General features: G+C 63.3%; 13 protein-coding genes. 6 read left to right on the forward strand and 7 right to left on the reverse strand.

The features are described 5' to 3' along the window. The first annotated feature begins 142 nt into the window (after positions 1-142). The 3 genes from pyk to AC56PL_RS07060 are packed head-to-tail and all read left to right on the forward strand — an operon-like array spanning position 143 to position 3,006. On the forward strand, positions 143-1,561 hold the full coding sequence (gene pyk / locus AC56PL_RS07050) for a pyruvate kinase (RefSeq protein WP_495515620.1): 1,419 nt from the start codon (positions 143-145) through the stop codon (positions 1,559-1,561). Between the two features lie 40 nt (positions 1,562-1,601). Then, on the forward strand, positions 1,602-2,483 hold the full coding sequence (locus tag AC56PL_RS07055) for an acyl-CoA thioesterase (RefSeq protein WP_497153334.1): 882 nt from the start codon (positions 1,602-1,604) through the stop codon (positions 2,481-2,483). Between the two features lie 37 nt (positions 2,484-2,520). Further along, the gene (locus AC56PL_RS07060) at positions 2,521-3,006 is read left to right on the forward strand and encodes a hypothetical protein (RefSeq protein ID WP_497153335.1); all 486 of its coding nucleotides are present in this window, start codon (positions 2,521-2,523) and stop codon (positions 3,004-3,006) included. A 13-nt stretch (positions 3,007-3,019) separates the two neighbouring features. Here AC56PL_RS07060 and AC56PL_RS07065 read toward each other — a convergent pair whose 3' ends face one another. Further along, a complete protein-coding gene (locus tag AC56PL_RS07065) occupies positions 3,020-3,901 on the reverse strand; it encodes a crotonase/enoyl-CoA hydratase family protein (protein ID WP_495515623.1) in 882 nt (293 codons plus the stop codon). A 266-nt stretch (positions 3,902-4,167) separates the two neighbouring features. Here AC56PL_RS07065 and AC56PL_RS07070 point away from each other — a divergent pair, with 266 nt between their 5' ends. Both AC56PL_RS07070 and AC56PL_RS07075 read left to right on the forward strand, forming a co-directional pair. Then, the gene (locus AC56PL_RS07070) at positions 4,168-6,003 is read left to right on the forward strand and encodes an AMP-dependent synthetase/ligase (RefSeq protein WP_497153336.1); all 1,836 of its coding nucleotides are present in this window, start codon (positions 4,168-4,170) and stop codon (positions 6,001-6,003) included. A gap of 62 nt (positions 6,004-6,065) precedes the next feature. After that, entirely contained in the window at positions 6,066-6,719 is a 654-nt protein-coding gene (locus AC56PL_RS07075) for an HAD family hydrolase (protein WP_497153337.1), read from the forward strand. 1 nt (position 6,720) lies between these two features. Here AC56PL_RS07075 and AC56PL_RS07080 read toward each other — a convergent pair whose 3' ends face one another. Both AC56PL_RS07080 and AC56PL_RS07085 read right to left on the reverse strand, forming a co-directional pair. Beyond that, positions 6,721-7,194: a phosphoribosyltransferase family protein gene (locus AC56PL_RS07080; RefSeq protein ID WP_495515626.1), complete on the reverse strand. Its 474-nt coding sequence runs from the start codon at positions 7,192-7,194 to the stop codon at positions 6,721-6,723. 114 nt (positions 7,195-7,308) lie between these two features. Next, entirely contained in the window at positions 7,309-8,103 is a 795-nt protein-coding gene (locus AC56PL_RS07085; RefSeq protein WP_497153338.1) for an ABC transporter permease, read from the reverse strand. Positions 8,104-8,334: 231 nt separating this feature from the next. Here AC56PL_RS07085 and AC56PL_RS07090 point away from each other — a divergent pair, with 231 nt between their 5' ends. Continuing rightward, the gene (locus AC56PL_RS07090; protein ID WP_497153339.1) at positions 8,335-9,225 is read left to right on the forward strand and encodes a universal stress protein; all 891 of its coding nucleotides are present in this window, start codon (positions 8,335-8,337) and stop codon (positions 9,223-9,225) included. A 34-nt stretch (positions 9,226-9,259) separates the two neighbouring features. On the opposite strand, the gene AC56PL_RS07095 is transcribed toward AC56PL_RS07090, so the two are convergent. The 4 genes from AC56PL_RS07095 to AC56PL_RS07110 form a co-directional block, all read right to left on the reverse strand. Next, positions 9,260-10,276 carry a zinc-binding alcohol dehydrogenase family protein gene (locus AC56PL_RS07095; protein ID WP_497153340.1) on the reverse strand — a complete coding sequence of 339 codons (1,017 nt, stop codon included), beginning with the start codon at positions 10,274-10,276 and terminating at the stop codon, positions 9,260-9,262. A 40-nt stretch (positions 10,277-10,316) separates the two neighbouring features. After that, the gene (locus tag AC56PL_RS07100; protein ID WP_497153341.1) at positions 10,317-11,414 is read right to left on the reverse strand and encodes a carboxylate-amine ligase; all 1,098 of its coding nucleotides are present in this window, start codon (positions 11,412-11,414) and stop codon (positions 10,317-10,319) included. Between the two features lie 341 nt (positions 11,415-11,755). Further along, positions 11,756-12,199 carry an Hsp20/alpha crystallin family protein gene (locus AC56PL_RS07105; RefSeq protein ID WP_497153342.1) on the reverse strand — a complete coding sequence of 148 codons (444 nt, stop codon included), beginning with the start codon at positions 12,197-12,199 and terminating at the stop codon, positions 11,756-11,758. 141 nt (positions 12,200-12,340) lie between these two features. Continuing rightward, positions 12,341-13,411, reverse strand: a complete 1,071-nt coding sequence (locus AC56PL_RS07110) for a YihY/virulence factor BrkB family protein (RefSeq protein ID WP_497153343.1) — start codon at positions 13,409-13,411, stop codon at positions 12,341-12,343. Between the last annotated feature and the right edge of the window lie 31 nt (positions 13,412-13,442).

The raw sequence follows: 13,442 nt of genomic DNA on the forward strand, positions 1-13,442 counted from the left end.
CGGGCCGTGCCGTTGACATCGGCGGTGATCTGTCTGGAATCTGATGCGTTCAACCGCGACGTAGGTGTGGTGCAGAAAACAACTCGTGACGTTCTGGTGGCTCACGTAGAACGGTCCGACGGTGCGGACTAGGCTTGTAGGAGTGAATCGTCGTACCAAAATCGTATGCACCCTCGGACCTGCAACCGCCACTGATGAACGTGTTCAGGAGTTGGTGGAAAGCGGCATGGATGTCGCACGACTGAACTTCAGTCACGGCAAACATGAAGACCACCGGGAAATGTACGAACGGGTACGGAAGGCCTCCGACGCCACCGGGCGCGCGGTGGGCATTCTCGCCGACCTCCAGGGCCCCAAGATCCGTCTCGGTACGTTCGCCGACGGCCCCGTGCAATGGCCGGCAGGCAAAGAGGTGCGCATCACCGTCGAGGATTGCGCCGGAACCGCCGAACGGGTTTCCACCACCTACAAACAACTCGCCGCTGATGCCAAGCCGGGTGACCGACTGCTGGTCGACGACGGCAAGGTCGGCCTGACCGTGGTCGACGTCGAGGGCAACGACGTCATCTGTACGGTCACCGAAGGTGGGCCGGTCAGCAACAACAAGGGTGTGTCCCTGCCGGGGATGAACGTCTCGGTGCCTGCGATGTCCGACAAGGATGAGGCCGACCTCGAGTTCGCGCTGGCACTCGGCGTCGATCTCGTCGCGCTGTCGTTCGTCCGGTCACCTGCCGATATCGAACTGGTCCACGAGATCATGGATCGGGTCGGACGACGGGTCCCGGTCATCGCGAAGCTCGAGAAGCCCGAGGCCATCGACAATCTCGAAGCTGTCATCCTGGCCTTCGATGCGGTGATGGTGGCCCGCGGCGACCTCGGTGTCGAACTGCCTCTCGAAGAGGTCCCACTGGTGCAGAAGCGAGCCATCCAGATGGCCCGCGAAAACGCCAAGCCGGTGATCGTTGCCACCCAGATGCTCGAATCGATGATCGAGAACTCACGCCCGACGCGCGCCGAGGCCTCCGATGTGGCCAACGCCGTGCTCGACGGTGCCGACGCCGTGATGCTGTCGGGGGAGACCTCGGTGGGCAAGTACGTCATAGAGACGGTCCAGACGATGGCCCGCATCGTCTCGGCCGTCGAGAACAGCCCACGCACGGTTCCGCCGCTGTCACACGTGCCGCGGACCAAGCGGGGGATCATCTCGTACGCCGCCCGCGACATCGGTGAGCGCCTGGACGCGAAGGCTCTGGTTGCCTTCACCCAGTCCGGAGACACCGTCCGCCGATTGGCCCGCCTACATACGAAACTTCCGGTGATGGCGTTCACACCGCTGCCAGAGGTGCGCAGCCAGCTCTCGATGAGTTGGGGCACAGAGACTTTCATCGTCCCCTCATGTGACTCGACCGACGCGATGATCCGCCAGGTGGACAAGGCCCTCCTGGAAATCGGCCGGCTCAAGGTCGGCGACCAGGTGGTCATCGTCGCGGGTGCCCCTCCCGGCACCGTCGGTAACACCAACCTGATCCACGTCCACCGGATCGGCGAAGACGACCACTGACCCGGCAGGCGGAGCGGGGCATCCTCTACAGTCTGAGCCTGTGAGTGATGCCCCCGGTACGTCGTCGGACCTGTCCAAGCTGCTCTCGCTGTTCGATCTCGAGGAGCCCGAGCCGGATCTGTACATCGGGGTGCACCCGACGCAGGTGGGTGTTCGGACCTTCGGCGGTCAGCTCCTGAGCCAAGGTGTGATCGCCGCAGGCAGGAGTGTGCCCCGGCCGACCCCGGTCCACGCGATCCACGCGCACTTCATCCGCGGTGGTGACGTGACCAAACCTCTGGAATATCACGTGACCCGCCTGCGCGACGGCAAGCCGTTTGCCAACCGGTTGGTGACGGCGATGCAAGAGGGCGAAGAGATCTTCTCGATGCTTGTCGCGTTCCAGGACAACAAGGCCGGACTCGAACATTCGGTGCAGATCCCCGAGGTCGAGTACCCGGAGGATCTGCCGCCGCTCGGCGAGCACTTCAAGGGCTACGAAGACCGGGTTGCGACCTTTGTGAATGCGATGCATCCCATCGACATCCGTTTCGCCAACGATCCGAGCTGGAAGGCCCGCGAAACCGGCGAGCGACTCGAGCACAACCGGGTCTGGATGAAGACCGACGGTCAGATGCCCGACGATCCGCTGGTCCATATCGCGGCGCTGTGTTACGCATCCGACACCACGGTGCTGGACTCGATCATCACCACCCACGGACTGTCGTGGGGTATCGATCGTTTGTTCGCCGCGACCGTGAACCATTCGATGTGGTTCCACCGTGAGTTCCGCTTCGACGACTGGCTGCTGTACGCCAGCGAGTCGCCGGTGGCCGCCGGATCCCGGGGGCTCGGTACGGGCCGCTTCTTCACCCGTGACGGCGTGCTGGCGACCACCGTCGTCCAGGAAGCACTCATCAAGTACTTCCCGCCCCGTAACTGATCGACACCGCGATCACCGATCAGGCAGACTCGGGTCCATGCAGCCTGCGCAATCGGCGCCCCCGTATTGGCCGGCCCCGGGGAATGATCTGGAGCCGCGCAACTGGCAGCGGCGCACCCGCGGACCGGTCATCGTCATCAGCACGGTCGCGGGTCTGATCCTCGCGGTTGTCGGGATCGGGGCGGTCGTGATCGGTTCGCAGCCACGAGATTTCACTGCCGAGGGTGCGGTGGTGCTCACCGCCGGCCAGTACGAGGCATCAGCGGACGATGTCTGCGGTGGCACCGGCGAGTTCGAAGACATCAGGGCGGGTGCCCGGGTGCGGATCCTCGACACCGATCGGACCATTCTCGAGCAGTCATCGCTGACCGCACCACAGTTGTCGGCCGACAAATGCCGGCTCGAGTTCTCGGTCCCGGGCATCCCCGAAGGCTGCGACCGCTATGTGGTGGAGGTCGGCGATACCTTCCGGTATGAGACCACCGAAGACGGACTCGAGCGCGGCATCATCTTCGAGCCGTGAGCCGTACCAGGGTTCAGACCTGACGATCCTTGAACACGGGGGTCTCGCGCTTCATCCCGGCCTTGCGGGCGATCGCGTGGTTCACACCGCGTAGCAGGCGGAGCTGCAAGACCTGCTCGACAGGGAACGAGAAGCGCGGTGAGCGAGACCAGGTCTTCTCGAACAGGCGCTTCGTCGACGACACCGAGTCAGGTGATCTCGCGGCGATCTTCTCGACCAGGTCCATGGCGGCAGCGTGCGGATCGTCGGCCACCCCGGTGACGAGCCCGATCTCCTTGGCCTCGGCAGCAGAGAGCATCTCACCGGTCATGGTCAGGCGTTTGGCGATGTCGATGCCGGTGAGCTGCGAGAGCGATGCCGATGCTGACATGTCGGGGATCAGGCCCCACTTGGCCTCGAGGACCGAGAAGTCGGCGTCCGGGGCGGCGAAGCGGAAGTCGGCACCCAGAGCGATCTGCAGTCCGCCGCCGTAGCAATGGCCGTGCACCACGGCGATCACCGGTACCGGGACCCGACGCCACTGCCACGCAGGATCCTGAAAACCGTTGGACCCCAACAAGATATTGGGAACAAACGTCCGGTAGATGCTCTTTTCTTTGCCGGCGAGACTGGCGAAGTCGAGGCCGGCACTGAACGACTTGCCCGCGCCGCTGATGATGACCGCACGCAGTGTTTTGTCCTGCGCGGCCATCTTGGCGGCCTTGGTCAGCCCGGCGAGCAGTGTGAGGGTGAGGCCGTTGTGTTTGTCGGGCCGGTTGAGTTGCACGTGAGCGACCGGACCGAAGGTCGTCTGCTCGACCCGGTACGTGACCGAACCGTCCGCGGCGGGGCTCGCTGCCGGGTCGGCTGCGATGGTCAGAGGTGTCGGTCCGGACGTGGTGTCTGGAGTGGACATGACGTGCTCCTTCAGGTCTGCGGTACGAAATATGCGGTACGCGGATCTCGGTGTCGCCTGATGCAAGTGTGAGGCGAGATCCAGAACCCACGGAAGCTATGTTACCCACGGGTAACTCTGTCTTGTCGAATCGCGGGTAACCCGAAACCGGCAGTATCGACGAGTCGTCGGGGCTAGGTTTTTGGTACAGGCTTGTCCGATACGGCATCGCGGGGGATGCGGTGCCGGGTCAGCTGTCCGGTCGACCGGACCGTCAAGGAGTTCAGATGAACGAGAACACCACAGACACCGTCTTCCAGCACGAGTCGGGGGCCGCTGTCCGCACCACAGTCGAAGCCTTTCAGGAAACGGCCAAGATGCATCCCGACCGGGTGGCGTTGCGCACGCCGGGGGGGATACAGGAGATCACCTGGCGCGAATATGCCGAGCGGGTCGAAGCGATAGCGCTGGGACTGGCGCGGCTGGGAGTCAAACGCGGTGACACCGTCGGCCTGATGCTGGCGAACCGGCCGGAGTTCCATCTGGTCGACACCGCGATCACACACCTGGGGGCGGTTCCGTTCTCGGTGTACAACACCAGTGCTCCCGAACAACTGGCATACCTGTTCACCGATGCCGCCACCCGGATCGTGATCACCGAACGGGCGTTTCTGCCGGTTGTGAAACAGTCCGGTGTGGAACTGGAGCACATCATCACCGTCGATGGTCCGGCCGAGGGGGCAATCGAACTGCGCGAGGTCGAAGCGCAGCCCGATGAGACGTTCGATTTCCAGGCTTCCTGGCGCGCAACCGAACCCGATGATCTGGTCACGTTGATCTACACCTCGGGTACCACCGGTCCGCCCAAAGGTGTCGAGATCACCCATCGCAATGTGATCGCGGCCGCCGCGTCGGTGACAGACGACATCGATGCGGGATTCGATGATCGGATCATCTCGTATCTGCCCGCGGCGCATATTGCGGACAGGGTGTCGACGCATGGGTCAAATCTGTTGCGCGGCGTGCAGATAACGTCGGTTGTCGACCCTCGGGAGTTCGCCTCTGCTTTACCGGATGTGCGTCCGACCGTCTTTTTCGGTGTGCCGCGGGTGTGGCAGAAGATCAAGGCCGGGATCGAGGGCAAGATCGCCGAGGAGACAAGTCCGGTCAAGTCGAAGCTGGCGGCCTGGGCATTGGACGTCGCCGCCAAGGCGGCACGGGCTGACTTGTCCGGGCGTCCGCGGGGTCGGTTACTGGACGCGCAATATCAGCTCGCGGACAAGCTGGTCCTGTCCAAAGTGCGGGCGGCACTCGGGCTGGACGAACTCAAGGTTGCCATGTCAGGAGCCGCCTCGATACCGGTCGAAGTGATCGAATTCTTTGTGGGACTGGGTATTCCGGTCGCAGAGGTCTGGGGTTTGAGCGAGACCACCGGTGCGGCCACCAAAACTTCGGTCGACAACCTCAAGGTGGGGTCGGTGGGCAGGCCCGTCGGGGGAGTGGAGCTCAAGATCGCCGATGACGGTGAGGTCCTCGTGCGGGCTCCGATTGTGATGCGGGGCTACCGCAACAATCCGGAAAAAACCGCCGCCACGATCGATGCAGATGGTTGGTTGGCGACCGGTGATGTGGGCACAATCGATGCCGACGGGAACCTGACCATCGTTGATCGCAAGAAAGAACTGATCATCAACGAGGCGGGAAAGAACATGTCTCCCAGTGCCATCGAGAACGCAGTGAAGGCCTTCTCGTCGCTGGTGAGCCAGGTTGTTGCGGTCGGCGATGACAAGCCGTACATCACCGCGCTGGTGGTGCTCGATCCGGACGTGGCCGCCCTGCGGGCGAAATCACTGGGAATCCCGGGTGCACAGATCTCGGATCTGGCCGCCCATCCGGCGATCAACGAAGAGGTCACTGCAGCGGTCAAGGCCGGAAACGCGAAGTTGTCGCGGGTTGAACAGGTCAAGCGGTTTGTGGTGGTGCCATCGGCGTGGGATCCCGGTGGTGACGAATTGACCCCGACGATGAAGTTGCGGCGCAAGCCGATTGCGAACAAATACGCCGATACGATCGTCGACCTGTACTCCGCTGAACCCCGGCAGGGCGTTGTCGATCTCGGGTGACCACGGGCCACGGTGTGTCGCCCGCCCTGCGCATCTCTTGACGATCAGGAGATGATGGACCGGTGATCGAAGCAGTGGTTTTTGACATGGACGGTGTGCTGATCGACTCCGAGCCGATCTGGGAACAGGTCCGGCGGGAGGTGGTCGCCGAATACGGCGGGACGTGGCTTCCGGAAGCGCAAACGGCGTTGATGGGGATGAGCACCCCGGAATGGGCTGCCTACCTCAGCGCCGATCTCGGGGTGGGAAAGCCGCCGGCCGAGGTGGCGCAGATTGTCATCGACCAGATGGTTGCGCGATACGAAGAGCACCTGCCGGTGCTTGCGGGCGCCGATGAGGCGGTCCGCCGATGTGCCGGCCGGTGGCGACTGGGGCTCGCGAGTTCGTCGCCGCGCAGGTTGATCGATGCGGTCCTGGACACCGCGGGATGGACGGATCTCTTCGCGGTCACGGTCTCCACGGAAGAACTCGATCGGGGCAAACCTGCGCCGGACGTCTATCTCCATGCGGTGAAAGCGCTCGACGCCGAGCCCGCTGCCTGCGCCGCCATCGAGGACTCGTCGAACGGTATGCGCTCGGCATCCGCCGCCGGACTGGTGCTGATCGCCGCACCGCGTCCCGAGTATCCACCCGCCGACGATGCTCTCGAACCGGCTGCGATGGTCATCGCAGGGATCGACGATCTCGACATCGACGCGGTCGCAGCGCTGGTCTGACCTACCTCGGCGTGATGGGTGGCATCGTTGACCAAGGGAAATTGATCCACTTGTCGGTGTATCGCCAGGTGTAGTCGGCGCGGATCACCGATGCCGGCTTCTCGTACAGCACCGCTGTGCGGACCTCGGACGCGTGGTCGCGACAGAAGCTGTGGACCAGTTCAAGGGTTCTTCCGCTGTCGGCGACGTCGTCGACCACGAGGACGCTCAGTCCGTCGAGTTCGGTGGCATCGAGGATCGGCGGCAGGATCACCGGACTGTCCAGCGTGGTGCCCACGCCCGTGTAGAACTCGACGTTCATCGTGAACAGTGCCTTGCAATCAAGGGTGTAGGCCAGCGCCCCGGCCGGAAGCAGACCGCCGCGTGCGATTCCGAGGACAACTTCGGGTACATAGCCGGAGTCGGCAATCGTTTGGGCCAGTTCGCGGCTCGCATGGCCGAACAGCTCCCATGTCAACACTTCTCGATCCGTCATCGAGCTATCGTTGCACGTCCGCCCCGTTTCGCGATCTGCTGGGCTCGGTTTCGAATCGGTCGCGGGCGCATCCGGCATCAACGCTGATCGGACTGCCAAAGCGCACAGCCGAACTCAACGTCTGCTCTGTGAGAATTCTTGGTGGAGCCGAGAATTGATATCGAAGAGCTTGCCGAGTGCGACGAGTTCGGTGGTCAGAACAAGTGCGGTCGAGCACACCGCGAGCAACGAAATCAGTACGAACAGTTGCATGACCGCGGAATCGGCCGGGGACGCCCCACCGAGCACCATGCCGACAAACGCCCCCGGAATCGTGACCAACCCGACAGTTCGGGTCTGGTCGATGGCAGGCACGAGTGCGGTCGCCGCTGCCGTGCGGCAGATCTCCATCCGCGCGTCATATGTGGAGAATCCCAGGGACAGTGCCGCTTCGACTTCGCCGTGACGAGCCTTCAACTCGTCTGCCGCCCGGCGCCCGGTCAACGACGTGGTGTTCATCGCGCCACCGATCATGATGCCCGCGCTCGGAATCACGGCCAAACCCGACGCCGGCAGGACCCCCACCAGCACCAGCGTGCCGACCACGACGATCGTCATCGCCGCCACCGGAAGCAAGGTCTGCCAGATCTCGCGAAGGGTGGGGCGGTGACCGGTGACCCGGCCGGCGGCAGTCCATGCCGCGATGATCGCCATCAAGAGAACGAACCCGGCCGACGCCCACAGATTGCGTACCAGCAGTCCCAGAACGAGTGCCAGCACACCCAGTTGAACCGTTGCGCGAACTGACGCTCGGGCAATTGGCCAGTGCAGTCGGGTTCGTCCCGCATAGGCCACGAGTACGGCGGTGACGGCCAACAGGGCTATCGCAACCACGAGCACGGGTCCGATGCGAATGACCGTATCCGACATCAGACCTCCTGACCCTTCGACAAAATCAGCCGGCGTCCGAGTCCGGTCCGCGCGATGTATTCGACCGTAGTCCCTGGGGATTCCGATGTGCTCGCGCCGCATCGGCCCGGCGAGTTCTCGCAGTGAAGGACCAACGACACTTGGCTTTGGGGCCTCGACCACAGACACTGGGAAGACGACACACGATACACACGTGCGAGTCACACATGTGCTCGCCTGAAAGGTGCTGCCATGTCGCAGGTTCAGCGAATCATCGTTGGTGTTGACGGATCGGAGCATTCGCTCGAGGCGGTGCGCTGGGCCGCTTACGACGCTGCGCTCCGGGGAGTGCCCTTGACCATCGTCACGGTGATGCGAGATCGATTGCCCAGCCTGGCCGATGCGATCAATCTGAGGTCGGACCGGTCCAGACTTCTTCGGCGTAAGACCGAGGCGACACTGGAAGTGGCAGCCGAGGCGGCGCGGCAGGCCGCTGGTGCCGGAGATCTCAAGGTCAACACCGCGATCGAGGTGGGCGAAGCGGCAGACGTGATGCTGAAGCTCGGGGAGCAGCAGGTGATGCTCGTGGTCGGCTCACGAGGACTGGGTGAGTTCACCGGCGGGCTCATCGGATCGGTCAGCACGCACATCGTCACGCATGCCCGGTGCCCGATCGCCGTGGTGAAGTCGGGTGACCACACGGCCCGACCGTCTGTGTTGCCGGTGGTGGTCGGGCTCGACGGCACCGAGCACAGCGAGCCGGCGCTGGCCCACGCGCTGGCCGAGGCGTCGGTCCGCGGCGTCGAATTGGTTGCGGTTCATGCCCTGATCGATTTCGATCCCGCTCACGCCAACTCGGGTGGATTCGCTGATCCGAAGATGCCCGCCGACCCGCTCGACGACGTGGTGCTCGGCGAGAGCCTCGCCGGTTGGCAGGAGCAGTTCCCGGATGTGCGTATTCGTCGGGAAACGGTCCGGGACCGCCCGGTACGTCACCTGGTGCGCGAAGCCGATCAGGCGCAGTTGATCGTGATGGGAAGCCGTGGTGGTGGCGGGTTGCCGACGATGCTTGTCGGTTCCACCAGTCAAGCGGTGCTGCACACCGTGCAGACCCCGGTGCTGATTGTGCCCACGGCTCGGTGAAATGCGGTGCCGTCTTGTGGGAGGGCCGCTGTTTTCAGTCTTGTTGAGGTGAGGGTCGTAGGACGGCGGCGCCGGCGAATCGTCCGGCCTTCAGGTCGCGTAGCGCGGTGTGCGCCTCGGTGAGTGGATATTCGGTCGTTTCGATCTGTAGTTCGTATTCGTCGGCGAAGTTGAGGAACTCGCGTGCGTCGGCCCGCGTGTTGGCTTCGACGCTGTGAATGTTCTTCTCGTGGAAGAGATGTCGCTGATAGTTGAGAGCTGGTGTGTCACTCATGTGAATGCCGGCCAACGACAGTGTTCCACCGCGGTCGAGGGCTTCGAGGGCGGTGGGCACCATGTCGCCGACGGGGGCGAACACGATTGCGGCGTCGAGTGGTTCCGGTGGTGGGTCATAGGCGCCCTGGGCTGAGGCGGCACCGAGTTCGAGAGCGAGATTCCGTGCCTCCTGACCGCGTGTCATCACATGCAGGGTTGCGCCGAGGTGAAGCGCGACTTGCGCCACCAGGTGGGCGCTGCCGCCGAAACCGTACAGGCCAAGACGTCCACCCGGCGGCAGTGCGGCGCGTTTCAATGCCCGGAAGCCGATGATGCCGGCACACAACAGCGGCGCCAGTTGTGTGGCGGTATAGCCCGTCGGGAGTGCGAGGGCGTAGTCGGCAGGTGCAACCACGTAGTCGGCATAACCACCGTCGCGGTCCCACCCGGTGTACAGCGAACTCAGACAAAGATTCTCAGAACCCCGGCGGCAATAGTTGCATATTCCGCACGTGTATCGGAGCCATGGGACGCCGACCAGCTCGCCGACCTGAAACTCGGTTGTGGTGTCGGGAGCAATCTCCACCACGCGGCCGACGATTTCGTGACCGGGGACAACGCCGCGGCGGTGCACGGGGAGATCGCCTTCGGCGACATGGAGATCGGTTCGGCAGACCCCACACGCCTCGACCGCGAGTAGGAGTTCACCGGAGTTCGGGATCGGCCGAGGTTCGTCCACCCACTCGATCGGCGAATCTTCGACAGGTCCCGGGTTTCTCACTCGCCATGCGTGCATCTGGTCTACCTCCGGCCTCGAAGGGCTTGTCTACGGAGAGCTATAGCCTGTCTGCGATCGTACGCGCGGCGATGTGATCGACGACAGCGCCGAGGCCATCGCGGCGATACACCCGGCGTTGGTGCACGGCACCATTGCCGGAGGAGAAAACTCTTTTGATCGCGTTGGCGACCATGTCACCGTCGCCGACGACATCCAGGGCGGGCGAGGTGTACTCGACCAACTGGTCGACCGCGGTTCGGCTCCCGACCATGTTGCCGCTCAACGGATCCGGGAGCATGCCCGTGGTCCCGTCTCGGGTGGCGCGCCACTTGGCAAGCCGCAGGGTGTCGGTGTCGATGTCGGGAAGACCGGCCTCATTGCGCCGGAGATGGTCGAGCTCGGTCATCACCAACGCCCGGACAAGGGCCGCGTACAGAACGGTCTCATCGGTTGTGGCCGGGACGTCGGACACGCGGAGCTCCAGTGTGTCGAACTTGTCGGAGTAACGGATGTCCCAGTAGATCATTCCGGTGTCCAACGCTGCGCCGACAGCGCGCATCCGGGCAACCGCGTTGTCGTAGTCCTTTTCGGACTCGAAGTGTGGCGGCACGCCGGCAGTGGGCCATCTGGACCACAGCACGGTCCGCCAGCTGCTGTAACCGCTATCGGCTGAGTTGTGCAGCGCGGAGTTTGCGGTCAGCGCCGCCAACACCGGTAACCAGCGCCGCAGCCGGTTGATCACCGCGATACCTTCACCGCGGTGCGGTACCTCCACGTGAACGTGGCACCCGCACACGCCCTGTTCCCGGGCCAGCAGTCCGAAGTTCTCGGCGAGACGCTGGTAACGAGCGGTTCGGGAGACCGGGGTGATGTCACCGACAACGGGTGGAACGCCACAAGCGAGTACCCGTCCGCTCATCTCCCGCGCCGCCGTCGCGGCAGTTCGGCGGCTGCTCAGAATGTGTTGTCGCAGTTCGGCTGATGTATCCAGAACGGGTGTTGCGGTTTCGATTTGGCATGGCGTCAGTTCCAGGTCGAGATCGAGTCCGAGCGATTTCGCGACGTGGCTCACGGCGGTGCTCTCCATGAATGGCGCGCCGGTGTCGGCGTCCACGAGCAACAACTCTTCCTCGACGCCGAACGTCGGAACACTCATCTCGCCATCCATGGCATCTCCTGACGCAGTCGATCCGGGTTCCACTCGGGGAGTACCCCGAAGAGGTCGTCACCTACCGGGTGGCGTCGAATTGGCCAGAGAATGGCTGTGCCGCCCGGCACTGGGGAGTGTCCGGGCGGCACCGCGCGCGAAGGGATGTGAACTGGGTTTACTCGTCGGTGGTCATCACGCTGACCCACCAGTTCTCCAGAGGGCTGGGATCAGGCCACACGACCGCTTGGTCGGTTGGATTCACGTCGTCTCCTCTCAGTTGAACTTGTCAGTACTTAGTTCGCCCGGAGAGTTCAGGACAGGCGAACTGTGTAGTGCAAGACGAGGACTCAGCCGGAGGACCTGGCTTCGATGGACTTTCGAGAATCCGAGTGACCGATCTCGATCCGCCGCGGTTTGGCCTTTTCTGCAACCGGAATCGTGACCGACAGGACGCCGTTGTCGTAGTGTGCACTGATTCCTGCCGGGTCGATACCCTCACCCAGGGACAGTTGGCGACGGTAGCTTCCGAAGAATCGTTCGTTCGTCAACCATTGTGCGCCTCCGGAACTGGCGGAACGTTGCGCCGAAACGGTCAAGACACCGTTGTCGACGCTGACATCGATCGAGCCCGGGTCGACGCCGGGGAGATCGGCGGTCAACAAGTAATGGTCGTCGATCTTGCAGAGATCCATCGGCATGAATCGTGGAGTTCGCGGCGACCCTGTTGCCTGATTCCCCAACAGCCCACGGGTCAATGCATCGACATCGCTGAAAGGATCAAATCGAAGCACAGCAACCCACCTCCTACATCTTCGCGGCCCGCCACCCTGGCGGGCGACCAAATCACTGTGCCCTCTATTTTTAGCACTCGACGGGCACGAGTGACAAGACACAATTTTGGCGAGTTGTGCACCCGCGCACCAGCTTCGGTGTCAGGGTTTGGCGCTTCCCTCGTCACCGTGGGTGGCCCGAAGGTGTCTGCCGCGCTCGACGAACTTCGCGTCGGTTTCGGCGTTCTTGTCGGACACGGTGGTGTCGCGAGGCGGCAGCTGGATTGATTCTTCGGCTGCCAGGCCCGCCTGCAGTTGCCTGCCGCGCTCGAGTTCGGCGTCGAACTCGGCCCCGAACAATAGCGCCAGATTGGTGATCCACAGCCACAGTAAGAAGATGATCACGCCGGCGAGTGCGCCGTAGGTCTTGTTGTAGCTACCGAAGTTCGAAACGTAGAGGGCGAAGAGCACCGATGCGACGATCCAGGTGACGATGGCGATGGCGGCCCCCACGCTGATCCACCGGAACTTCGGCTGTTTCACATTCGGGGTGGCGTAATAGAGGATCGCAACCGTCAGCACCACGAACAGCAGGACAACGGGCCAGCGAGCGATGTTCCAGATCGTCAGAGCCGTGTCCCCGAGTCCGATGACGTCACCGATCGACGAGGCAACGGGACCGCTGACTGCGAGCATCAACCCGACGGCTGCCGCCATCAGCAACGCCACGAGAGTGATGAGCAGTATTTGAGGTCGCAGCTTCCAGATCGGACGCCCTTCTTCGACCTCGTACATCCGATTCATCGCCCGGCCAAAGGCGCCGACGTACCCCGATGCCGACCACAGAGCACCGAGTAGACCGATGACCAGTGCAAAGCCGGCGGACGGTGCATCGACCAGTTGCTCGACCGGTCCGCGCAACGTGTCCACCGCCGATGACGGTCCGAGGTCATCGATCATCTGCATGACGGAGTCGACCGTCTTCTGGCCCTGTCCGAAGATGCCCAGGAGTGAGACGAGGGCGAGGAGGGCGGGGAACAGTGAGAGCACGGCGTAGTAGGTGAGTGCAGCGGCGAGGTCCGTGCATTGGTCCTTTGAGAACTCGCGAATCACCTTGCGTAAGACATAGAAGAAAGACGGCTTTGTCAGGTCTGTCGGCGACTCGGGTTTGCGCGGATCGTCCGGGTCGGGTGTCGAGGATGCGAACGTTTTGTCGTCGCGTGTGCTGGCCATGTCCACAGGTACCCGCGATGGTGGGTTGTGA

Source organism: Williamsia sp. Y721, assembly GCF_059683565.1.

Bases quoted from the DNA above. Each gene is read 5' to 3' on its own strand.
- AC56PL_RS07085 (WP_497153338.1), bottom strand. From the start codon at position 8,103: ATGTCGGATACGGTCATTCGCATCGGACCCGTGCTCGTGGTTGCGATA.
- AC56PL_RS07070 (WP_497153336.1), top strand. From the start codon at position 4,168: ATGAACGAGAACACCACAGACACCGTCTTCCAGCACGAGTCGGGGGCC.
- AC56PL_RS07080 (WP_495515626.1), bottom strand. From the start codon at position 7,194: ATGACGGATCGAGAAGTGTTGACATGGGAGCTGTTCGGCCATGCGAGC.
- AC56PL_RS07095 (WP_497153340.1), bottom strand. From the start codon at position 10,276: ATGCACGCATGGCGAGTGAGAAACCCGGGACCTGTCGAAGATTCGCCG.
- AC56PL_RS07100 (WP_497153341.1), bottom strand. From the start codon at position 11,414: ATGAGTGTTCCGACGTTCGGCGTCGAGGAAGAGTTGTTGCTCGTGGAC.
- AC56PL_RS07110 (WP_497153343.1), bottom strand. From the start codon at position 13,411: ATGGCCAGCACACGCGACGACAAAACGTTCGCATCCTCGACACCCGAC.
- AC56PL_RS07060 (WP_497153335.1), top strand. From the start codon at position 2,521: ATGCAGCCTGCGCAATCGGCGCCCCCGTATTGGCCGGCCCCGGGGAAT.
- AC56PL_RS07090 (WP_497153339.1), top strand. From the start codon at position 8,335: ATGTCGCAGGTTCAGCGAATCATCGTTGGTGTTGACGGATCGGAGCAT.
- AC56PL_RS07065 (WP_495515623.1), bottom strand. From the start codon at position 3,901: ATGTCCACTCCAGACACCACGTCCGGACCGACACCTCTGACCATCGCA.